This is a genomic window from Microbacterium sp. (assembly GCF_047607225.1).
GTDB lineage: Bacteria > Actinomycetota > Actinomycetes > Actinomycetales > Microbacteriaceae > Microbacterium.
On the sequence record NZ_JASGDO010000066.1, the window covers coordinates 1 to 20218 of the forward strand.

The 20218-nt window shown below is 68.9% G+C and carries 18 protein-coding genes and 1 pseudogene; 14 read left to right on the forward strand and 5 right to left on the reverse strand.

Translation table 11 applies throughout. The features are described 5' to 3' along the window. The 4 genes and pseudogenes from QM591_RS13200 to QM591_RS13215 all read left to right on the forward strand — a co-directional run. A pseudogene (locus QM591_RS13200) lies at positions 1-671 on the forward strand (class I SAM-dependent RNA methyltransferase); the annotation flags it as partial. A 9-nt stretch (positions 672-680) separates the two neighbouring features. Beyond that, complete coding sequence (locus tag QM591_RS13205) at positions 681-1337, forward strand: response regulator transcription factor (RefSeq protein WP_415132855.1); 657 nt, start codon at positions 681-683, stop codon at positions 1335-1337. Beyond that, positions 1327-2571 (forward strand): sensor histidine kinase, encoded by a 1245-nt coding sequence (locus tag QM591_RS13210; RefSeq protein WP_415132856.1) that lies wholly within the window; start codon positions 1327-1329, stop codon positions 2569-2571. Before QM591_RS13205 ends, QM591_RS13210 begins: the two co-directional genes overlap by 11 nt. Before the next feature lie 8 nt (positions 2572-2579). Next, a complete protein-coding gene (locus tag QM591_RS13215) occupies positions 2580-3596 on the forward strand; it encodes a hypothetical protein (RefSeq protein WP_415132857.1) in 1017 nt (338 codons plus the stop codon). Between the two features lie 263 nt (positions 3597-3859). Here QM591_RS13215 and QM591_RS13220 read toward each other — a convergent pair whose 3' ends face one another. Both QM591_RS13220 and QM591_RS13225 read right to left on the reverse strand, forming a co-directional pair. Further along, on the reverse strand, positions 3860-4099 hold the full coding sequence (locus QM591_RS13220; protein ID WP_415132858.1) for an acyl-CoA carboxylase epsilon subunit: 240 nt from the start codon (positions 4097-4099) through the stop codon (positions 3860-3862). Next, positions 4096-5685, reverse strand: coding sequence for an acyl-CoA carboxylase subunit beta (locus QM591_RS13225; RefSeq protein WP_415132859.1), 1590 nt, complete (start codon positions 5683-5685; stop codon positions 4096-4098). Before QM591_RS13225 ends, QM591_RS13220 begins: the two co-directional genes overlap by 4 nt. A 128-nt stretch (positions 5686-5813) precedes the next feature. Between QM591_RS13225 and QM591_RS13230 the strand changes: the two genes are divergently transcribed. The 10 genes from QM591_RS13230 (at position 5814) to QM591_RS13275 (ending at position 16932) form a co-directional block, all read left to right on the forward strand. Then, complete coding sequence (locus QM591_RS13230) at positions 5814-6605, forward strand: biotin--[acetyl-CoA-carboxylase] ligase (protein WP_415132860.1); 792 nt, start codon at positions 5814-5816, stop codon at positions 6603-6605. A 118-nt stretch (positions 6606-6723) separates the two neighbouring features. Continuing rightward, positions 6724-7323: a PH domain-containing protein gene (locus QM591_RS13235; RefSeq protein ID WP_415132861.1), complete on the forward strand. Its 600-nt coding sequence runs from the start codon at positions 6724-6726 to the stop codon at positions 7321-7323. A 94-nt stretch (positions 7324-7417) separates the two neighbouring features. Next, positions 7418-8545 carry a 5-(carboxyamino)imidazole ribonucleotide synthase gene (locus QM591_RS13240; RefSeq protein WP_415132862.1) on the forward strand — a complete coding sequence of 376 codons (1128 nt, stop codon included), beginning with the start codon at positions 7418-7420 and terminating at the stop codon, positions 8543-8545. Between the two features lie 148 nt (positions 8546-8693). Further along, positions 8694-9161: a 5-(carboxyamino)imidazole ribonucleotide mutase gene (gene purE, locus QM591_RS13245; RefSeq protein ID WP_415132902.1), complete on the forward strand. Its 468-nt coding sequence runs from the start codon at positions 8694-8696 to the stop codon at positions 9159-9161. Positions 9162-9171: 10 nt separating this feature from the next. Then, on the forward strand, positions 9172-10620 hold the full coding sequence (locus QM591_RS13250) for an LCP family protein (protein WP_415132863.1): 1449 nt from the start codon (positions 9172-9174) through the stop codon (positions 10618-10620). Between the two features lie 28 nt (positions 10621-10648). Continuing rightward, positions 10649-11755: a glycosyltransferase gene (locus QM591_RS13255; RefSeq protein WP_415132864.1), complete on the forward strand. Its 1107-nt coding sequence runs from the start codon at positions 10649-10651 to the stop codon at positions 11753-11755. A gap of 104 nt (positions 11756-11859) precedes the next feature. Next, positions 11860-14058: an SH3 domain-containing protein gene (locus QM591_RS13260; RefSeq protein ID WP_415132865.1), complete on the forward strand. Its 2199-nt coding sequence runs from the start codon at positions 11860-11862 to the stop codon at positions 14056-14058. A gap of 92 nt (positions 14059-14150) precedes the next feature. Further along, positions 14151-15137, forward strand: coding sequence for a peptidoglycan DD-metalloendopeptidase family protein (locus tag QM591_RS13265; RefSeq protein ID WP_415132866.1), 987 nt, complete (start codon positions 14151-14153; stop codon positions 15135-15137). A gap of 173 nt (positions 15138-15310) precedes the next feature. Further along, a complete protein-coding gene (locus QM591_RS13270) occupies positions 15311-16186 on the forward strand; it encodes an ABC transporter permease (RefSeq protein ID WP_415132867.1) in 876 nt (291 codons plus the stop codon). After that, a complete protein-coding gene (locus QM591_RS13275) occupies positions 16186-16932 on the forward strand; it encodes an ABC transporter ATP-binding protein (RefSeq protein WP_415132868.1) in 747 nt (248 codons plus the stop codon). Before QM591_RS13270 ends, QM591_RS13275 begins: the two co-directional genes overlap by 1 nt. A gap of 49 nt (positions 16933-16981) precedes the next feature. On the opposite strand, the gene QM591_RS13280 is transcribed toward QM591_RS13275, so the two are convergent. From QM591_RS13280 to QM591_RS13290, 3 genes are all read right to left on the reverse strand, one after another. Then, the gene (locus QM591_RS13280; RefSeq protein WP_415132869.1) at positions 16982-17692 is read right to left on the reverse strand and encodes an SDR family NAD(P)-dependent oxidoreductase; all 711 of its coding nucleotides are present in this window, start codon (positions 17690-17692) and stop codon (positions 16982-16984) included. Continuing rightward, a complete protein-coding gene (locus tag QM591_RS13285) occupies positions 17685-18371 on the reverse strand; it encodes an IspD/TarI family cytidylyltransferase (protein ID WP_415132870.1) in 687 nt (228 codons plus the stop codon). Before QM591_RS13285 ends, QM591_RS13280 begins: the two co-directional genes overlap by 8 nt. 93 nt (positions 18372-18464) lie before the next feature. Next, a complete protein-coding gene (locus QM591_RS13290; protein ID WP_415132871.1) occupies positions 18465-20186 on the reverse strand; it encodes a CDP-glycerol glycerophosphotransferase family protein in 1722 nt (573 codons plus the stop codon). Positions 20187-20218: the final 32 nt, after the last annotated feature.

Here is a 20218-nt window from a genome sequence, read left to right on the forward strand (position 1 = left end):
GCGGCGGCCGACGGGGCGCTCGGGGCGCGGCGGCGCCGGACGCGCCAGCGACCACCGAGACGGTGGTCGAACTCGTCGGCGGACGGGATTTCCGCGTGGACGCGGGCGGTTTCTGGCAGGTGCACCGGTCGGCCGCCGCGACGTTGTCCGGCGCGCTCGCCGACGCCCTGGGCCCTCGGCCCGTCGATCCGGACGCGTGGCATCTCGATCTCTACGGGGGCGTCGGGCTGCTCGCGGCCGCCGTGGCCACCCTCGGCGGACCGGCGACACGGATCACCACCGTCGAGTCCGACGCGCGCGCGACGGAGCACGCGGGCGAGAACCTCGCGGAGTGGGTGGGGGCGCGAGCGGAGACCGGCCGAGTGGACCGGTGGCTCGCACACGTGGAGACCACCGCCTCGGCGGCAGAGAGGGAGCGGCTCCGGCGCGGTGTCGTCGTCCTGGACCCCCCGCGGGCCGGCGCCGGTCGCGAGGTCGTCGAGCGGATCGCCAGGCTCTCGCCGGAGCGCGTCGCCTACGTGGCGTGCGACCCGGTGGCCCTCGCGCGCGACCTGGGCACCTTCCGTCAGCTGGGCTACGAGGGCGATGCGGTCCGCGGCTTCGATCTCTTTCCGAACTCTCATCATGTCGAGGCGCTTGTCGTCCTCACGCGAGACCGTCCGGGGTCCTAGGCTGAACGCATGACCCGTGTCGCCTTCATCGACGATCACGAGTCCGTGCGCCTCGGTCTCGAGGCCGCGTGCGCGAGGAACCCGAACAAGGACGTCGTCTTCTCCGGAGACACCGTCACGGACTACCTCAAGTGGCGCACCCGGTCGGGGGAGGGGCCCGCTGACGTCGTCGTCCTCGACCTCACCCTCGGCGACGGGACGACCGTCACCGAGAACGTGGGCCGGCTCGTGCGCGACGGCTCGGAAGTGATCATCCACAGCGTCGCGGATCGTCCCGCTGCCGTGCGTGAGGCTCTCGCCGCCGGCGCGGCCGGTGTCGTGAGCAAGTCCTCGCGCATCGACGATGTCATTCGCGCGATCCGGATCGTCGCGCGCGGCGAGCCCCTCGACAACGTGGAGTGGGCGAGCGCCGTCGACGGTGACCGAGCATTCGCCGACGCGCAGCTGTCCGCGAGGGAGCGAGACGTGCTGCGCCTGTATGCGGCGGGCCTTCCCCTCAAGGCGGTCGCCGACCGACTGGGGATCGCTTACTCGACCGCCAAGGAGAACATCACGCGCGTGCGGGTGAAGTACATCGAGGTCGGGCGTCCCGCTCCGACCAAGGTGGACCTGCTCCGGCGGGCGATGGAGGACGGGCTCGTGGCCGAGGGCGACGGTGACGTCTGAGATCGCTCCGTCCGGGTCGGTCGCTCTCCGGCCCGTGCTGCCTCTGGGCGAGGCGGCGGCAGCAGGCAGCGAACGTTTCTCCCAGGCGCGGATCGAGCGCATCCTCGGCGTCGTGTGCGGCTTCGGGTGCTCGGTGCTCGGGGCGCAGGCCTTCTTCAATGCACTGAGCTCGACGCAGGAGGCGCCGCTGTGGCGCGTGGGCCTGGTGATCCTGATCTTCGTCCCGCTCATCGTCATGGTCGTCGCCAGTTCCAGCGGGCTGGCCACGCGCGCGTGCGCCGGGGTTTTCGCGCTCGTCTTCCCCCTCGCTCTCCTGGCGTGGCCCGTCGCGACGGCCGGGCGTGTTGCCGCCGGGACGAGCGAGCCGTGGATCTGGTACCTCCTGAACGTCGCCACGGTGGCCGCCGTGCTCGCCTTCCCCCTCGCGTGGCAGATCGTCTGGGCGCTGCTCATCCCTGTGCTCTACGGCGTCGTCCGGCTCGTCCAGTTGCAGGATGCGGCCGTCTCGGGCTTCATGCCCACCCTGCTCGACGTCGTCTTCGCGATCATCCTCGCCCTCGTCTTCCTCGTGCTCGGGTGGATGCTGCGCACGATGGCGGTGGGGATGGACACCGCGCGGCGTGAGGCCGTGGGCTCGTACGCCGCCGCCGCCGCCGCTGACGCCGCCGAGCGGGAACGCGTCGCCGTGGCCGCCTTGATGCACGACAGCGTCTTGGCCGCCCTGATCGCCGCGGAGCGGGCGCACACGCCCCGAGAGCGATCACTCGCGGTGTCGATGGCGCGCGAGGCGCTCACGCGTCTCGCCAACGTCGACCAGGATGCCGGTGAGGGCTCCGATGCGCCGGTCCTGCTGGCGGCCTTCGTCGCCGACCTGGAGGCGGCAACCGTCGAGGCCGGCGGTCCGCACGTCGTCGGCGAGCTGCCCCACGAGGAGTGGGCCCTGCCCGGCCGTGTGGCTCGCGCGCTGATCCTCGCGGCGACCCAGGCGGTGGCCAACGCCGTGGAGCACGCGGGGGGCGCCGATCTGGCCGTGCAGGTGGTGGCCTCGCCGCACCGCATCGAGATCGTGGTCTCGGATGGCGGCCCAGGGTTCGATCCCGAGGCAGTCCCAGACGATCGCTTGGGAATTCGCGGCTCGATCTCGGCCCGCATGGCAGCCGTCGCCGGCAGCGCGCGACTGGCCAGCGGCCCCGAGGGCACGCAGGTGACCTTGACGTGGGAGCGACCGTCATGAGGATGTCGATGCGCACGGCGCTCTCGGCGCTCGGCGTCGCCTTCACGGCCTACCTCGCCGTCGGCGGCATGGTGTGGACCGTCTGGCCCGAGCGGCCGCTGGTCGTCGTCGCCGCGCTGGCGCTGTATCTCGCGACCACCTGGCTCTGCATCTTCTGGGCGCCCGGCACGACGCCCCTTCCCTCGTGGCTCGTCGTGCTTGCCGTCGTCACCGCGATCGTCGTCCCCAACGCGAGCTGGTACGGCGCGGGTGATGAGGCGCGGCTGCAGGCTTACGCCACGTGGGGCCTGGGCGGGATCAGTGCGCTCCTGGCGATCCTCGTCGTGCGGGGGCGGGTGCTGACGGCGTGGTTCGGCGTCGCGATCATCGCCGTGATCGGGAGCTTCTGGATCGGGATCGCCGGGGCGCTCTCGCTCGGAGCGGTGGGCGCGGCGGTGTGGGTCGGCATCGCGCAATTGGTGACGGGGCTGATGGCCCGCGCGGCGCGCGACACGGCGGAGCTGACCGAACTGCAGAGGTCGTCGTCGGAGTGGCTCGCCTCACAGGCGGGTCGCCGCCGCGAACGCCGGGTGACCGTCCAGCGGGCGATCGCCTTGGCCGGTCCCGTCCTGACGCGGGTGATCGAGACGGGAGGCGCCCTCGACGACGACGAGCGCCGCCAGGCCAGGCTCGCCGAGGGGCGTCTCCGCGACGAGCTGCGCGGTCGCAGTCTTCTCGACGACGACGTCCGCACGCAGCTGGAGGCTGTGCGGCGCCGCGGCGGTGAGGTCACGATGCTCGACGAGGGAGGGCTGGACGGCATCGCCGAGGAGGACATCGCAGCCATCCGTCAGGAGCTCGCCACGACGCTGGAGAACGCCGAATCGGAACGGGTGTTCATCCGCACCTCACCGCACGAGCATGTCGCCGTCACCGTGGTCGGACGCTCGAGGAGTGAGGACGACCCCGACGGCGAAGAGGTCGTGGACCTCTGGCACGAGATCCCCCGGCCGAAGAGCGACTCCGGTCCCGACGCCGCTGAATGACGCGCGGCGAGGCGACACGCGCACACGGCTGAAGAAGAAGGAAGGCGAGGGGCGGCGAAGCCGCCCGCCCCTCGCCTTGCGAGTGGTTACCCGAAAACCGACTCGCGGGTCGGAATGGTCCTTAAGAGCAGACCGACCGAACGCAGAAGCGTTCCAGCAGTTACAAGTGTGCGGCGGTGCACCCGGAATGTCTGTAGGTATTTTGGGGGACATTCTGTCGAGGCGTGGGGAGAGCGCTCGAAAAGCACGACGACATCACCCGATCAACCCGAGAAACGGCCCCATCCCACGTCGCGTCGCAGCGGCGCGCGTAGCGATCGCGCCGACAGCCGCCACGCCGAGGGACGGACGGCGCGCGGTGCGACCGCGGCGGCCGTTTCGGCCTCGTACGCCTCGGTGACGACGGCCACCACGGCGGCCAGCTCCTCGGCGGTGGGAGTGCCGCGAACGACGTCGAGCTCGACCCGAGGGTGCGTCCGGTCCGGGTCTGTCGAAGAGGTCATAGCGGAATGTTCCCGTGCTTCTTGGCCGGGAGGCTCGCGCGCTTGCCCCGGAGCGACCTGAGCGCCTTGGCGATCGCGACGCGCGTCGCGGCCGGCTCGATGATGCCGTCGAGCTCGCCGCGCTCAGCCGCGAGGAACGGGGAGGCGACGTTGTAGGTGTACTCGGTGGCCAGTCGCGTCCGCACCGCGGCCACGTCCTCGCCCGCCTCTTCGGCCTTGCGGATCTCGCCGCGGTAGAGGATGTTGACCGCGCCCTGACCGCCCATGACCGCGATCTCGGCCGTGGGCCAGGCGAGATTGATGTCCGCGCCCAGCTGCTTGGAGCCCATCACGATGTAGGCGCCGCCGTAGGCCTTGCGGAGGATGACGGTCACCAGCGGGACCGTCGCCTCGGCGTAGGCGTACAGGAGCTTGGCGCCGCGACGGATCACGCCGGTCCATTCCTGATCCGTGCCCGGCAGATAGCCGGGCACGTCGACCAGCGTGACGATCGGGATGGAGAAGGCGTCGCAGAATCGCACGAAGCGGCTCGCCTTCTCTCCGGCCTCGATGTTGAGCGTCCCGGCCATCTGCGACGGCTGATTGGCGATGATGCCCACGCTGCGCCCCTCGATGCGTCCGAAGCCGATCACGATGTTGGGCGCGAAGAGCGGCTGGACCTCCAGGAACTCACCGCCGTCGGTGATGTGGGAGATCACCTGGTGGATGTCGTAGGGCTGGTTGGGGGAGTCGGGGATGATCGTGTTCAGCACGCGGTCGGCGTCCGTCGTCTCGAACTCGAACGCGTGCTCGTAGTCGGGGAGCTCCGACATGTTGTTGTCGGGCAGGAAGCCGAGCATCGTCCGCACGTAGTCGATCGCGTCGTCCTCGTCCTCCGCGAGGTAGTGGGCGACGCCCGAGCGGGTGTTGTGCGTGTAGGCGCCGCCGAGCTCCTCCATCCCGACGTCCTCGCCGGTCACGGTCTTGATCACATCGGGGCCGGTGACGAACATCTGGCTGGTCTTGTCGACCATGACCACGAAGTCGGTGAGAGCGGGGGAGTACACCGCGCCGCCGGCCGCAGGGCCCATGATGATCGAGATCTGCGGGATGACGCCGGAGGCCGCCGTGTTGAGGCGGAAGATCTCCCCATACTTGCCGAGGGCGACGACCCCCTCCTGGATGCGCGCGCCGCCGGAGTCGAGGATGCCGACGATCGGCATCCCGCCGCGGAGTGCGAACTCCATGACCTTGATGATCTTGTCTCCGGCCACCTCGCCCAGTGACCCGCCGAAGGTCGTGAAGTCCTGCGCGTACACGGCGACGGTCCGGCCGTGGATCGTGCCCACGCCGGTGACGACGGAGTCGCCGTAGGGACGGGAGCGGTCCATTCCGAAGGACGACGTGCGGTGACGGACGTACTCGTCGAGCTCCACGAACGAGCCGGGGTCGACGAGCATCTCGATGCGCTCGCGGGCGGTGAGCTTGCCCTTGGCGTGCTGTTTCTCCCGCGCCGTCACTTCGGCGTCGACGATCGCCTCCTGATAGCGCGCGCGGAGGTCGGCGATCTTGCCGGCGGTCGTGGACAGGTCAGGCTGCTCGGTCACGCGTTCCACCCTAGCGAGCACCCTCCGCCACACCTTGGCGCTCGCACACAACGCCGTGTCGTTTCCCTTGTCGAACGTGACAGGGCGCTCACGCTCGGGGCCTTCGCCAGCAGCGTATCGTGGCCGGCATGACGCTCCTCGATTCCGGATTCCCGCTGTCTGCCGCGATCAGTCCCCGCCTGCAGGTGGTCGAGACCGTCGACTCCACCAACGCCACGCTGGTGCGTCACGTGACCGACGACCCCGAGACCCATCCGCACCTCTCGGTGCTGCTCACCCGCGATCAGCGAGCAGGGCGGGGCCGTCGAGACCGGACCTGGACGACGCCGCCCGGGTCGGCGCTGGCCGTCTCGGTCGTGCTGGACGTCGGCGCCGTCGCGATCGACGATCGCGGCTGGATCCCGCTCATCGCCGGAGCCGCGATGGTGCGCGCCGTCGGTGGTCAGCTGTCGCGGTTCGAAGCGAGCCTCAAGTGGCCCAACGACGTGATGGTCGAGGGGCGGAAGATCTGCGGGATCCTCGCCGAGGTCGTCGCCGCCGCTCCGAACCTGGTCGTCGTCGGCGCGGGCGTCAACACTGCGATGCCGGCGGGCGAGCTGCCGGTGCCGACCGCGACGTCCTTCCACGCTCTCGGCGAGAGTGCCGAGGAAGACCGGCTCCTGGCGGACTACCTCACCCACCTCCGCGACGACATCGCCACCCTCGCCGTCTCGGGGTCGGCCGCGGTGCGCCCGGCGGTGGAGGAGCACTGCGCGACGCTCGGAACGCACGTGCGCGTGACGCTCCCCGACGAGTCGACGGTGGTCGGGCAGGCGGAGCGTCTGGACGACGGCGGGCGACTCCTGGTGCGGACCGACGGCGGCGACGAAATCGTCCTGGCTGCCGGTGACGTCGTGCACGTGCGTCCCGACGCGGGCTGAGGGGCTTCTCTGAGGCTCGACACTCGTGCCTCCCGCCCCGGGGCGGCGGGCCGGGTCGAACGGTGTCCCCGCGGCGTGCCCCCGGAGCGGTGTCGGCAGCCCACGCCATGATGAGAGGGTGTCTCAGCCGAGTTCGCTCCCGGGAAGGCCGCTCACGCCGGCCTCCGGTGCGTCTGCGCCGGAGATGCGCATCGCCCGGGTGCGCTCGCACGCTCGGCGCCTGCTGTGGTCGGCACTGGTGCTGATCGCCACCGCCGCTGCCGTGGGCTACTACTCCGGAAACCTGCCGAACTCCTGGACGGCGTGGTTGCCCGACGAACTGAAAGAAGCGGCGGCCACCTGGCTGCTGTGGTCGGCTGCCGCCGTCGTCGTGCTCCTGCTGGTCGTGATCCCTTATCTGCGCTGGCTCGCCCACACCTACACGATCACCACTCGCCGAGTGATCGAACGCAGCGGACTCGTCGCGCGTCGACGCGTGGAGATCACGCACGCCCGCGGCTACACGATCTCCGAGAAGCGCGGACCGTTGCAGCGCATGTGGGGCACGGGGGACCTCGTCCTCTCCAACGGCGTCGAGCAGCCCGTGCGGCTCACGAACGTGCCGGCCGTGCGTCTCGTGCACGAGACGCTGGCGGATCAAGTGGAGATCAGTCAGATCCTCGCCCACCGAGACGCCCACGGACCGGGAGCTACGGGGGCCACCACCGTCCTTCCGTGAGTGCGCGGCACGTGTCGTCGCCCGTGTGCGTCACTATGGTCGAGCGGGGAGAATAGTCGAGCGGTGCGTGCCGTCGCCGCGTGAAGGGAGCCCCATGTCGTTGAAGGTCGGGATCGTGGGAGGCGGGCAGTTGGCGCGAATGATGATCGCGCCCGCGGTCGAGCTCGGCATCGAGGTGCGGGTGCTCGCCGAACGGCCGGACATGGCGGCCGACCTCGCCGCCTCGCAGGTGGGCGACTACCGCGACCTCGAGACCGTCCGCGCGTTCGCTCGCGACGTCGACGTGGTGACCTTCGACCACGAGCACGTGCCGCAGGACGTGTTGCGGGCCCTGGTCGCCGAGGGCGTCGCCGTGCATCCCGGGCCCGATGCCCTGGCGTTCGCCCAGGACAAGCTCGCGATGCGAGCGCGTCTGGCCGAACTCGGGCTCCCGCAGCCGGAATGGTCGGCAGTGTCCGATGCCGCCGCGCTCACGGCATTCCTTCACGCGAACGGCGGCCGTGCTGTCGTCAAGACGCCGCGCGGCGGGTACGACGGCAAAGGCGTGCGTGTCGTGGCCGACGCCGACGAGGTGGCGGAGTGGCTCGATGCGCTCGCGCCCGGCGAGGCGCTCCTGGCCGAGGAGCTCGTCGATTTCCGGCGCGAGCTCGCACAGCAGATCGCGCGCCGACCCTCGGGACCCGTGCGCGTCTACCCGGTCGTCGAGACGGTCCAGCGCGGCGGCGTGTGTGCCGAGGTCGTCGCGCCGGCCCCGGGTGCCTCCCCGCGATTGCGGCAGGTCGCGGCCGAGATCGGCACCACCATCGCCGAGGGGCTGGGGGTCACCGGCATGCTCGCCGTCGAGCTGTTCGAGACGACCGATGAGCGCCTCCTCATCAATGAACTCGCGATGCGGCCGCACAACAGCGGTCACTGGAGTCAGGACGGCGCGGTGACCGGCCAGTTCGAACAGCATCTGAGGGCGGTGCTCGACCTTCCGCTGGGAGACCCCGCTCCTCGGCAGGATTGGGCGGTCATGGTCAACATCCTGGGCGGGCCGGAGTCGGAGGCGATGTCGAGCCGGTTCCCGGCCGTCCTGGAGGCGCACCCCGCGGTGAAGCTCCACACTTACGGCAAGGACCCCCGGCCCGGGCGCAAGGTGGGGCACGTCAACGCGTGCGGAGACGAACTCGACGCGGTCGCCTACGAGGCGCGGTCGGCGGCGGCCTTCTTCGCCGACTGACGGGAAGAGGCCCGGCAGCGGTCCCTCCCGTCGCCGTGAATCCGGCTGCGGGCGCCGTGCCGTTACGCGAGTTCTCAGCGCCGCGCCCTAGCCTTGTCGAGTGACCCGACCGCTGCATTCTTCGGACGCCCCGCTCGTCGGCGTCGTCATGGGCTCAGACTCCGATTGGCGTGTCATGAGCGACGCCTCCCAGATCCTGTCGGACTTCACGGTGCCGCACGAGGTCGAAGTCGTCTCGGCCCACCGCACGCCCGACAAGCTCCTCCGGTACGGGCGGGAGGCGCGCGCCCGCGGCCTCCGGGTGATCATCGCGGGAGCCGGGGGTGCGGCGCACCTCCCCGGCATGCTGGCGTCGGTGACCTCGCTCCCCGTCATCGGCGTGCCGGTGCAACTGGCGACGCTCGAGGGTCTCGACTCCCTGCTGAGCATCGTCCAGATGCCGGCGGGCATCCCGGTGGCCACCGTCTCGATCAACGGCGCGAAGAACGCGGGGCTCCTGGCCGCGCGCATCCTCGGCGCGGCAGACGACCGCCTCGCCGACCGCGTCGAGCAGTACGCGCAGTCGCTCGAGGTGCAGGTGGAAGAGAAGAACCGACGGCTCAAGGAGTCGCTGTGAGGGAGTCGCGGTGAGCACGCTCAGTCCGCCCCGTCCCTCGGCGGCAGCGGCTGCACCGGGACGCGGCCTCTGGAACGAGTACTCGCTGCGGACGCCGGACGCCGCCTCCCCGGAGATCATGACGCGGCGCGGATGGTGGCTCGTCGCGATGAACTTCCTGCTGCCCGGCTCGGCGCAGGCGCTCGCCGGTGACCGCCGACTGGGGCGTGTGGGCCTGATCTCCACCTTCGCGCTGTGGGTCCTGGTCCTCCTGACTCTCGTCGTCGGCCTGTTGTCGTGGCAGTCGCTCCTTGCCGTCCTCTCCACCTGGATCGTCCTTCTGGCGGCGCAGGTCGTGCTCGTCGCCTACGCGCTGCTGTGGGTCGTCCTCACGATCGACACGCTCCGCCTCGTCCGGCTCGTGCGGGTCCGCCCGCGTGCTCGGGTGGGGATCGCCGCGCTCAGTGTCGCACTCCTGGTCGCCGCCTCCGGGGGTGCCGTCTACGCGTCGCAAGTGGCCGGATCAGCCCGTGACACGATCGCATCGGTGTTCGGGAGCGGGCCGAGCATGCCGGCGGCCGACGGCTACTACAACTTCCTGCTCCTCGGAGCCGACAGCGGCACGGGACGCACCCACATGCTGTTCGACAGCATCTCGGTGGTCTCGGTCAACGCCGAGAGCGGAGCCGTCACGATCACCGGGATCCCCCGGGACATGCGAGATGTTCCGTTCTCGGACGGCCCGATGAAGAAGCTGTATCCGAACGGCCATCAGGGTCACGCCGACCCGAGCTGCGGCTGGGACAACAAGATCAATCAGCTCAACACCGAGGTCGGCGTCTGCATGGACGGCGACGCCCTGTACCCCGACGCGGTCGCGAACGGATCGACGCCCGGGATCGAGGCGACGCGCGACGCCGCCGAAGGCGTGCTCGGGATCACGATCCAGTACTTCGTGTTCGTCGACATGGACGGCTTCGCCGAGCTCATCGATGCGCTGGGGGGAGTGGACATCACGGTGGCCGAGCGGCTGCCGAAGGGGGCGCTCCACAAGAACCCGGACGGGAGCCTGTCGGGCATCACGGGGTGGATCGAGGCGGGCCGGCAGCACATGGACGGCGACACCGCGCAGTGGTACGCGCGGTCGCGCTACACGACGAGCGACTACGACCGGATGAAGCGTCAGCGTCAGCTGCAGCAGGCGATCCTCGACCAGTTCACGCCCACGACCGTGCTCACCCGGTTCCAGGGGATCGCGTCGGCCGGGTCCGAGATCGTCCACACCGACATCCCGTCGAGCATGCTGCCGTTCCTCGCAGACCTGGCGGTGAAGGCGAAGTCGCAGAAGGTCACCACCATCGAGCTGACCCGGGACAACGACGTCAACCCGGACGCGCCCGACTTCGACCACATCCACGCTCTCGTACAGCGCGCGCTGCACCCGCCGTCCCCGTCGCCCGCTCCCGGAGGCGGGGAATGACCGCGGGTCACCGGAGGGGCGAGGTCTGATGACGACGACCTTGCGGATCGTTCTGGACCGTCCGCTCGACGGCCCGGCGACCGACCTCGGCGAGGCTGCGCGGGAGCTCGCGCGGGGCTTGGTCGCCACCGCCCCGTCGGGGTGCGACGTAGAGGCGATCGTGCCCTCGGGCGCCGACGACCCTGCCCCCCTCGTTCCCGGCCTGCGTGTGGCCCCGGCGCCGGCCCTGGCGCGACGTGAGCTGGTCACGGCGTGGCAGCTCGGGCTCCCCACAGGCGTGGGCGGGGGATTGATCCACGCTCCGTCGCTCGTGGCCCCGCTCGTTCGTCATGACCGGGTCAACGATCACGACCAGACGGTCGTCACGATGTGGGACCTCGACGCCTGGGAGCACCCGGGCGAAGTCGCGCGGACCGCCGTCGTGCGCGAGCGGGCGCTGCTGAAGCGGGCGGTGCGTCACGCCGACGCCGTCGTGGTGCCCACACACGCCATGGCGGAGCGTCTCGTCGACATCGCTCGTCTCGGTGACCGGATCCGCGTGATCGCGGGCGCGCCGGGGGAGGGGTTCCGTGTGCCCTCCGATGAGGTCGGACGCCGCCGATCGCTCGGTCTTCCCGAGGGGTTCGTCCTCCTGAGCGGCTCCGCGCGCGCGTCCCACGGACTCGCGACCGGGTTCGCGGCGATCATCGCTGCGCGGGTCGACCTGCCCGTCGTGGTGATCGACGCCCCTGAGGGCGAGGAGCCTCACATCGCCGAACTCGCTGCGGCGGCGGGGCTGGCCGAAGGGCGACTCCACGTGCGCCCGGCGCTGGATATGCACGACCGCGGGGCCGTGCTCGGCGGAGCGGTCGCCTTCCTCGCGCCCGCCGTGGGAAGCTCTTTTCCCTGGCGGATGGGGGAGGCGCTCCGAGCGGGCGTTCCGGTGGCCGCCATCGACACACCCGTCCACCGAGAGGTGCTGGCGGAGGGCGGACTGTGTGCGGAGGACGCGGACGGGCTCGCCGGCGCGCTCGCCGAGGCTCTCGGTTCGGCGGCTGCCGCGGAACGGCTCGCCGTGCTGGCGGCGGACCGCGGCCGAGCGTTCTCGTGGCTCGGCGCCGCAGAACGGGTGTGGCAGCTCCACGCCGACCTCTAGAAGCAACCTGGTGTCAGCCTCCGAGCATTCTTGAAACGGCGTGTCGGAACATCCGGTTCCAACTCAGGGTGGTATCGGAAGTTGACTTCCGTAACAATGGTCACATGTCCCCCCGACTCGGAAGCCGTCGCGCCCTCTCCCCGCTCGCGCTCGTCGTCGGCGTCCTGTCGCTCGTCGCCGGGATGCTGACCTTCTCCCCGCCCGCCCCCGCCCAGGCCGCAGAGCTGCCGGGATCGATCCTCGAGGGCGGCTTCATCATCAGCGATCGTGAGTTCTTCGACGCGGACTCGATGACCGCCGCGCAGATCCAGACGTTCCTCAACGCACGCGTGGCCACGTGCAAGGCGAAGAGCGACGCGCCGACCTGCCTCAAGAGCTTCACGACCGATCTGCCCAAGCATGCTTCGGACAAGTACTGCTCCGCGATCGCCGCCAAGAAGGGCGCGACCGCCGCGCAGGTCATCGCGACGGTCGGCAAGGCCTGCGGCATCAACCCCAAGGTCATCCTCGTCATGCTCCAGAAGGAGCAGGGGCTGGTGACCTCCAGTGCGCCCTCGGAATGGTCGTATCGGGCGGCGATGGGACAGGCATGCCCCGACACGGCGCCGTGTGACGAGGCAGCGGCCGGGTTCGTGAACCAGGTCTACAAGGGTGCACGGCAGATGCAGGTGTACACGAAGAACCCGACGTCGTTCAACTACCGCGCGGGGCAGGTCAACACGATCAAGTGGCATCCGACGAGCTCCTGCGGATCGTCGAAGGTCTTCATCCAGAACCAGGCCACGGCGAATCTCTATATCTACACGCCCTACCGTGCGAACATCGCCGCGCTGACCGCCGGTTACGGGACCGGCGACAGCTGCTCGGCATACGGCAACCGCAACTTCTACAACTACTATGTCGACTGGTTCGCCTCGGGGGCCTCGCCCTCGAACGGCGCCCCCGCGCAGGTCGGCTCCTGCACGTCGCCCGCATCGGCCGACATCGCCGCCGCGACGGGCACCGCCACCGTCACGAAGGCCGCGACGGCCCGCAAGGCGCCGACTTCGCGCTGCACGAGCGACACGAACTCAGTCGCGAAGGACGCCAAGCTGACCGTGACAGGCGCCTACGGCGCGTGGATCCGCGTGAAGGTCGGGTCGGCGACCCGCTGGGTGCTCAAGTCGTCGCTCAAGCTCTCGAACACCGGCACGCCCGCCGCCGGAGGAAGCGTCTGCGCGCTCCCCTCGGAGTCCAGTGTGACCAAGGCCTCGGGGAAGGTCGTGGTGGCCACCGCGACGCTGAACGCCCGCAAGGCGCCCAACACCAGCTGCGACTCGGGCAAGACGCAGATCAAGATGGGCGCGACGTACACGCGCACGGCGACCTACGGTGTCTGGTGGCGGCTGACGATCAGCGGGTCGCCCTACTGGGTGCACAGCGGGTACGTCTCGCTCGCCGCGACGTCGACGCCCAAGCCCGTGCCGACGCCGAACCCGACCCCGAAGCCGACGGCCTCCCCGACTCCGACGCCGAGCGCCACCCCCGCTCCGGCCACGCAGACGATGTACACGAAGAACGCCGTGCACCTGCGGACGGGCGCCGGGTCGTCGACGCTGGTCTCCACGCTCGTCAAGGGCACCAAGGTCACCGTCACCGGCACGAAGGGCGCGTGGAAGGCTGCCACGGTCGGAAAGGCCAAGGGCTGGATCGACGGCAAGCACCTCGTCGCCAAGAAGCCGGCAGCCGGCGCGACCTCGTCCCTGCAGACCAAGGCGGCGCTGACACTGCGGGCTGCGGCATCGTCGTCCGGCAAGGCCGGCGCGAAGCTCGCCAAGGGCGTCAAGGTCACCGTCGTCGATCAGACGGGAAGCTGGCGTGCCGTGAAGGCGGGAAGCTCTTCCGGGTGGGTTCCGGCGTCCCAGCTGACGAAGGTCTCGGCGGCCCAGAAGATGCAGACGACCACGTCGCTGAACCTCCGCGCCAAGGCGTCCACGTCGTCGAAGATCATCACGACGCTCAAGAAGGGCACGAAGGTCACGGTCGTCTCCTCGAGCGGCGCGTGGCGTAAGGTCACGGTGTCGTCGAAGACCGGCTGGGTGCACTCGAAGTACCTGAAGGCCGTGCCGGCGTCGACGACGAAGAAGGTCGTGAAGACCACCACCACTAGCCTCAACCTGCGTGCCAGCGCCTCGACGAGCGGCAAGATCCTGACCGTCTTGAACAAGGGCACGAAGGTCACCGTGGTGTCGTCCAAGGGCGTGTGGCGGAAGGTGACGGTGGGAAAGCAGACCGGCTGGGTGCACTCGAAGTACTTGAAGTAGGCGCACGTTCCTCGCGAGTGGCTATTGCAGCCGATTTCCGAATATGCACAATTGTCTTCCCTAAATCACGCCCGCACTGATACGGTGCGGTTGTGGACGAGGAAGACACGGACAGATATTCCCTGCTGAGCAGACGCGGTATCCTCACCGGTGCCTCTGCGGGAGCTTTGGCGCTGTTGATCGATTCGTTCGCGTGGACGAACGTCGCCACTGCCGCCTCCACTGTCAAATGGGTGAAGCCTCTCAAAGGGCCGATCAACTACACCCAGGATTGGGAAGGCAACGGGAACTTCCCGTATTCCCCCGACGGTCGGCACCGTGCACTGGACATGATTCGTCCGCAGCAGGTCGATTCGCCGGTCTACTCGATGGCGGCAGGCAAGGTGGTCCAGAGCGGCTGGTACGCCAGCTACATGGGTTACTGTGCCACGGTCAAGCACGCGGACGACTACTACACGCTGTACGCCCACCTCAAGAACGCGCCGATCGTCGACGAGGGGGAGACGGTGGCGGCGGGCCAGCGCATCGGGACTATGGGGGGCACGGGCGGGTATCCCGTCCACCTCCATCTGGAAATGTACAAGGGCGGTACCTCGCGTCATACCCCTAGCCCTGGAGGCCACCGGATCGACCCGGAGCCCATTGTCCGTGCCGCACCATTTCCGGGCGAGACGCCGCAACTGATCGGAGAAGAAATGCCCAGCTACGCCGAACGTGTCTACGATGCCACGCAAGCGGTTCCCGCAGGATCGTGGGGATGGGTGCGGCTCAATGCCGAAAACCACGTCTCGCTGTTCTCGGGTGGTCTGGTCCTTGCCACGGCGAGTTTCACCATCGACAATCTCGCGGTCGGCGACGTGGTCAAATTCCGATTCGTGAAGTACAACGAGTCCACGGGCAACATGCTCTCGCTGGGGCCGGTGGAAGTCGTCGGAACCACGGGGAGCACGTTCGGACAGCTCGCCGCGGTGATCGACCTCGGCACCGACCGTCGTCTTCGGCTGCAGATGATGAGCGACGTCGCGGCGGGGGTGACGTTGACGGGAATCGATCTGCGCGGTCTGAAGTGGTCATCGTGACCCGCTCCGAGCGCTGACCCAGCCGCTGCTCGGGCTGAGCCCGGAGAGACGCCCCGGAACCGGTGATGCCCGGCGCGCGTCCAGCTTCGCGGGTGATGCGGTCCGTTAGGATGACGGGTGGTCCGCCGCACGCCCGACAGTCAGGCCGGTGGTCTCAGCCTGCGAGGAATCCTGTGACACAGATCGACTACAGCGCCTTCGACACACCGGGGCGCGGCCGGGGCATACTCGACGTCTTCGGACACCGCTATCTGCTCGGGGTCCTCATCAGCAAGACCTCTTCTCTGCGCTATCGCAACTCGGTGCTCGGCTGGTTCTGGTCGTACGTCCGGCCGACCGTGCAGTTCCTGGTCTACTACGCGATCGTCGGCGGCGTGCTGCAGATGCACCAGAGGGTCGAAGCGTTCCCGCTCTACCTCTTCAGCGGCATCGTGGTCGTCAACCTCTTCAACGAGGCGTTCGGGGCGGCGACGCGATCGATCGTCGACAACAAGGCGCTGGTCCGCAAGATCTATCTGCCCCGCGAGCTCTTCCCGATCGCGGCGATCATCGGCTCGTTCGTCCACTTCCTCCCGCAGCTCGCGGTCCTCCTGATCGTCTGCATCTTCCTCTTCGGGTGGGTGCCCTCGTTCGCCTCGATCGGTCTCGCGCTGGGGGGTCTCGCCCTGGTGCTCCTGTTCATCCTCGGGCTGGGGCTCTTCTTCTCCGCGATCAACGTCCGCTTCCGCGACGCGTCGAACGTCGTCGACATCGTCCGGACGATCTCCACCTGGTCCTCGCCGATCCTCTACACGTGGGTCATGGTCGAGCACGCCACCCGGAACGTCCCGTGGATCTTCCACTTCTACATGAGCAACCCCGTCACCGTCGCCGTCGAGATGTTCCACCAGGCGTTCTGGGAGCCGACGGTCGCGGAGTCCCAGCGCCACGGGTGGCCTCCGGAGATGGTCTGGTACGTCGTCGCCGCGCTCGCCGTGATCGCCGTCGCCTTGACGATCGGCCAGCTCACCTTCCGCCGCTTCGAGCGCACGTTCGCCCAGGATCTGTGATGACGACGATGACCGACACCGCCCAGCCCCGCATCATCGTGGAGCACGTCTCGAAGTGGTTCAACAAGCGCAGCAGTCGCTCGATGAAAGACGCGTTCATCAACGTCGTGCGCGGTCGTCCTGTCCGCTCGCAGCAGTTCCAAGCGCTCAACGACCTCTCGTTCATGATCGGCGAGGGCGAGTCCGTTGCGGTGATGGGGCTCAATGGGTCCGGCAAGTCGACGACGCTCAAGCTCGTCTCCGGGGTGCTCGAGCCCGACGAAGGGCGCGTGCTCACGCGGGGTCGCGTGGCGGGGCTCATCGAGGTGGGCGCGGGGTTCCATCCCGACCTCACCGGACGGGAGAACGTCTTCCTCAACGCCGCGATCCTCGGGATGAGCGAGGCGGAGACGAAGGAGCGGTTCGACGAGATCGTCGCCTTCAGTGAGATCGGCGACTTCATCGATCAAGAGGTCAAGCACTACTCGTCCGGCATGTTCATGCGCCTCGCCTTCAGCGTCGCCATCCACGTGCACCTCGATGTGCTGCTCGTCGACGAGGTGCTCGCCGTCGGCGACGCCCCGTTCCGCGCCAAGTGCAACGCCAAGCTCAAGGAGCTCGCGGCGCAGGGAGTCACGATGATGGTCGTCAGCCACAGCAAGGGACAGGTCAAGGACCTGTGCACCCGCGGCATCGTCATCAAGAAGGGCGTCAAGATCTTCGACGGGCCCATCGATGAGGCCGTCGAGGTCCTCGAGGGCAAGTGAAACGGCCCGGCGAAAGGTCTCGCCGGGCCGCCTGCTCATCGCCCCGCCGTCAGAGGCGCACCACGATGTTCTCGGAGTCGATGTAGCGGCCCACCGGCGACGCGAAGGCCTCGATCACCTGCGCGACGTGTTCCGGCTGCATGATCGTCGTGGGGTCCTCCGTCGGGGCCAGCACACGCCGCAGGGCGGTGGCCGTGCGGCCGGGGGAGAGGCACACCACGCGCGTGCCGTAGATCGCGAGCTCCTCGCGCAGCACCTGGCTCATGTTGATCACCGCGGCCTTGGACGCGGAGTAGGTCAGCCATCCGGAGCGTCCGGTGATCCCGGCCGTCGAAGCGATGTTCACGATGAGCTCGAAGGTGTTCCCGAGATGGAGGAGCTCCTGGATGAGCGTGAACGGCGCGTAGAGGTTGACGGTCATGGTGCGCTCGAAGTCGGCGAACTCGACCTGGTGGATCGGGACGGGGTTCGTGTAGCCCGCGTTGTTGATGAGGATGTCGACGTTGCCGACGGCGCGGCGGATCTCCGCGATGGCTGTACGCAGAGCCTCGAGGTCGCCGACATCGGCCGGGTGGGCGACGAGGGTCTTGCCCCGGGCCTCGGCGAGTGCGCCGAGCTCGTCGCGTGCCTGTGAGAACGCGTCGGACTCGCGGGCCACGATGATGACGGTCGTGATGTCGTCGACCGACTCGATGAAGCGGCGGGCGGTCTCGTAGCCGATGCCGCGGGACGCTCCGGTGACCAGTGCAGACTTACTCATAGGACGTCTCATTCTCCTGCATCAGGTAGGTGGCGAGCCGGATGTCGGTGGGCGTCGTGACCTTGAAGTTCTCGTCACGGCCGTCGATGTAGGACACCGGGTAGCCCGAGGTGGCCACGAGGGTGGCGTCCTCGGTGAACACGTCGCCACGCTCCGCCGCCTGGCGGTGGGCGTCGGCGAGATCACTCGTGCGGAACTTCTGCGGCAACTGGACGTTGCGCAGCCGTGAACGGTCGAGCGAGCCCGTGACGGTGTGGGTGTCGGGGTCGACGGGCGCCACGGTGAACGGGATCTGGTGCATGAGGGCCACATTGTCGTGCGGCGACGAGATGAGGTTCTCGAAGTCCTGGCGCAGCACGAGGGGACGTGCCGCCTCGTGGATGATCACGCTGTCGTGCGTGCAGTGCGGCAGCATCGCCGACACTGAGGTGTGACGGGAATCGCCCGCTTCGACGAGCGTGACGGGCGTCTTGATGGCGTAGTCCTCGAGGAGCTTCTCGACGGCGCCACGCCACCCGTCGGGGTAGTTCATCACGATCTCGCCGATCTGCTCGATCGGGTCGATCGCCGTGAGTGAATACACGAGGATCGGGATGCCGTTGACCTTGAGGAACTGTTTCGGCTGGTTCGCGCCGACGCGCGCGCCGACCCCGCCGTTGAGGAGAATGAGGGAGTGCACCCGGGAGACCTCCGTGTCTGGTGTGTGAACCAATCGACTATATCCGTGTGAGCTTGGCGTATCCGGGATGCCCGGGCGCGCGGCGCTCATCGGTCAGTCGGATTCCCCGTCCGTCTCCGCCTCGGCGTGGCCGATCGGCGGCGTCCCGTCGATGTCGCGGCGGGCGGCGTCGATGAAGCCCGAGGCGTAGTCGTCTGCGGGGAAGGAGCCGAGGTAGTACTCCCGCATCTCCTCGCGGATCGTGCGCCGCGAGTCCGGGCCGAGGGCGTCGTCGAAGGCCGCGGCCCACGTCGCCCGGTCGTCGGTGATGACGTACCCGGCGCGCGCCAGCGGGAACTCCGCCATGAACTCGGCCAGATCCCGGCCGAACGCGGTGGTGATGAGCGGCTTCAACGAGTAGAGGAAGTCGCCCACGACACTGGAGACGTCGGAGATCATGAGATCGCTGTCGTTGACACAGTCGTTGACCGAGCGCAGACGCTCCGCCTCGTCTCCGAAGACGTGCGGCACGCCGGTCTGGGACCGGTGGGCGCCCAGCCGCTGCTGGATCCGCTCGTTGATCGCGCGGTGGCTCGGGTCCTTATAGCTCCACGGGTGCGGGCGGAACATGACCGCGCATCCGCGGGCGAGAAGGTCCTCGACGATCTCCTCGGCGACGTCGAGCGACGTGTACGACGAGTCGAGACGTATGCCTCGCCATGTCGGCGCGTACAGCGCCACGGGATGCGGGCGGTCACGTGCTCCAGCCGAGGCCGGGAGAATGCTCTCGACCTGCGGGCGCCCGACGATGACGAACTTCCTCGGGTCGATCAGGACGCCGTGTCGCGCGTAACGGTCCTGACCGGCTTGACCTGCGACGTACACACGGTCGTACATCGCGGTCACGGGGTTGTAGCTGGGGGCCTTGTCGCTCTCGCCATGGAGGAGCTGGATATGCGTGAGCTTCTGGAACCGTACGAAGTGGGTATTGCGGGCAGCGTTGTTCGTGTAGAAGGCCACCCGCAGCGAGGGGACCGTGAGCTCGTCCACGTCGCGCATCGTGGGGGCCAGGACGACGGGTACGTCTCCGGCGACGGCGACCGCATCGTTCCAGCTGCGCCGGTTGCGGAGCATGATGAAGAAGGGGCGGTCGAGCCGCCGCAGGTAGGGCAGCCACATCGCGAGCTGGAACCCCGTGTTGGCCGGGGCGTCCCAATAGACGACGAAGTCGGGCTTCAGCGCCGCGAGGGCTCCGGGGAGCGCCGACCGGGTGCGGCGCGAGGTGCGTTGGCGCAACCAGGCGATGGCGTAGATGACCAGCACCGTGAGACCGATCGGCACGGCGACCAGCGTCCAGAACCAACCGTCCACGTGCAGACGGCTGAGAAGGAACAGCAGCGCCGGGGCGGCCAGCACGACGACGTGCAGGAGGCGCTTGAGAAGGGGGACCGGGGGAATCACCGTCAGTCCGGGGACGTTGGCGATACGCACACCGACGTAGCCGGCGATGGCCTCGATCATCGGTAATGCCGACAGCAGGACGAGGACGAACCCCATGGAGAGCCAGGCGACCGGGGCACTGGAGACCTCGTCGGTGGTCAGCGGCGGAGTGACCGCGAACGTGAGGATGACGAGCCCCCCGACGCTCTGGCGCAACACTCCCTGCCACCGGGGCCGCAAGCGGGTGACGACGACACCGAGGAGAGCCCCGTACGCGATGACCCACGCCACGATCCCGAGAGCCGTCAACTCGGAGTACAGCAGGAGGGTCGCGGTGACGCTGAGGACGATGATCGCGAGATCGACGGGGTCGTTGCGGAGAGCGCGTTGAAACATGAAGGGTCCTGCCTAGAGAATCCGTGGCGTTG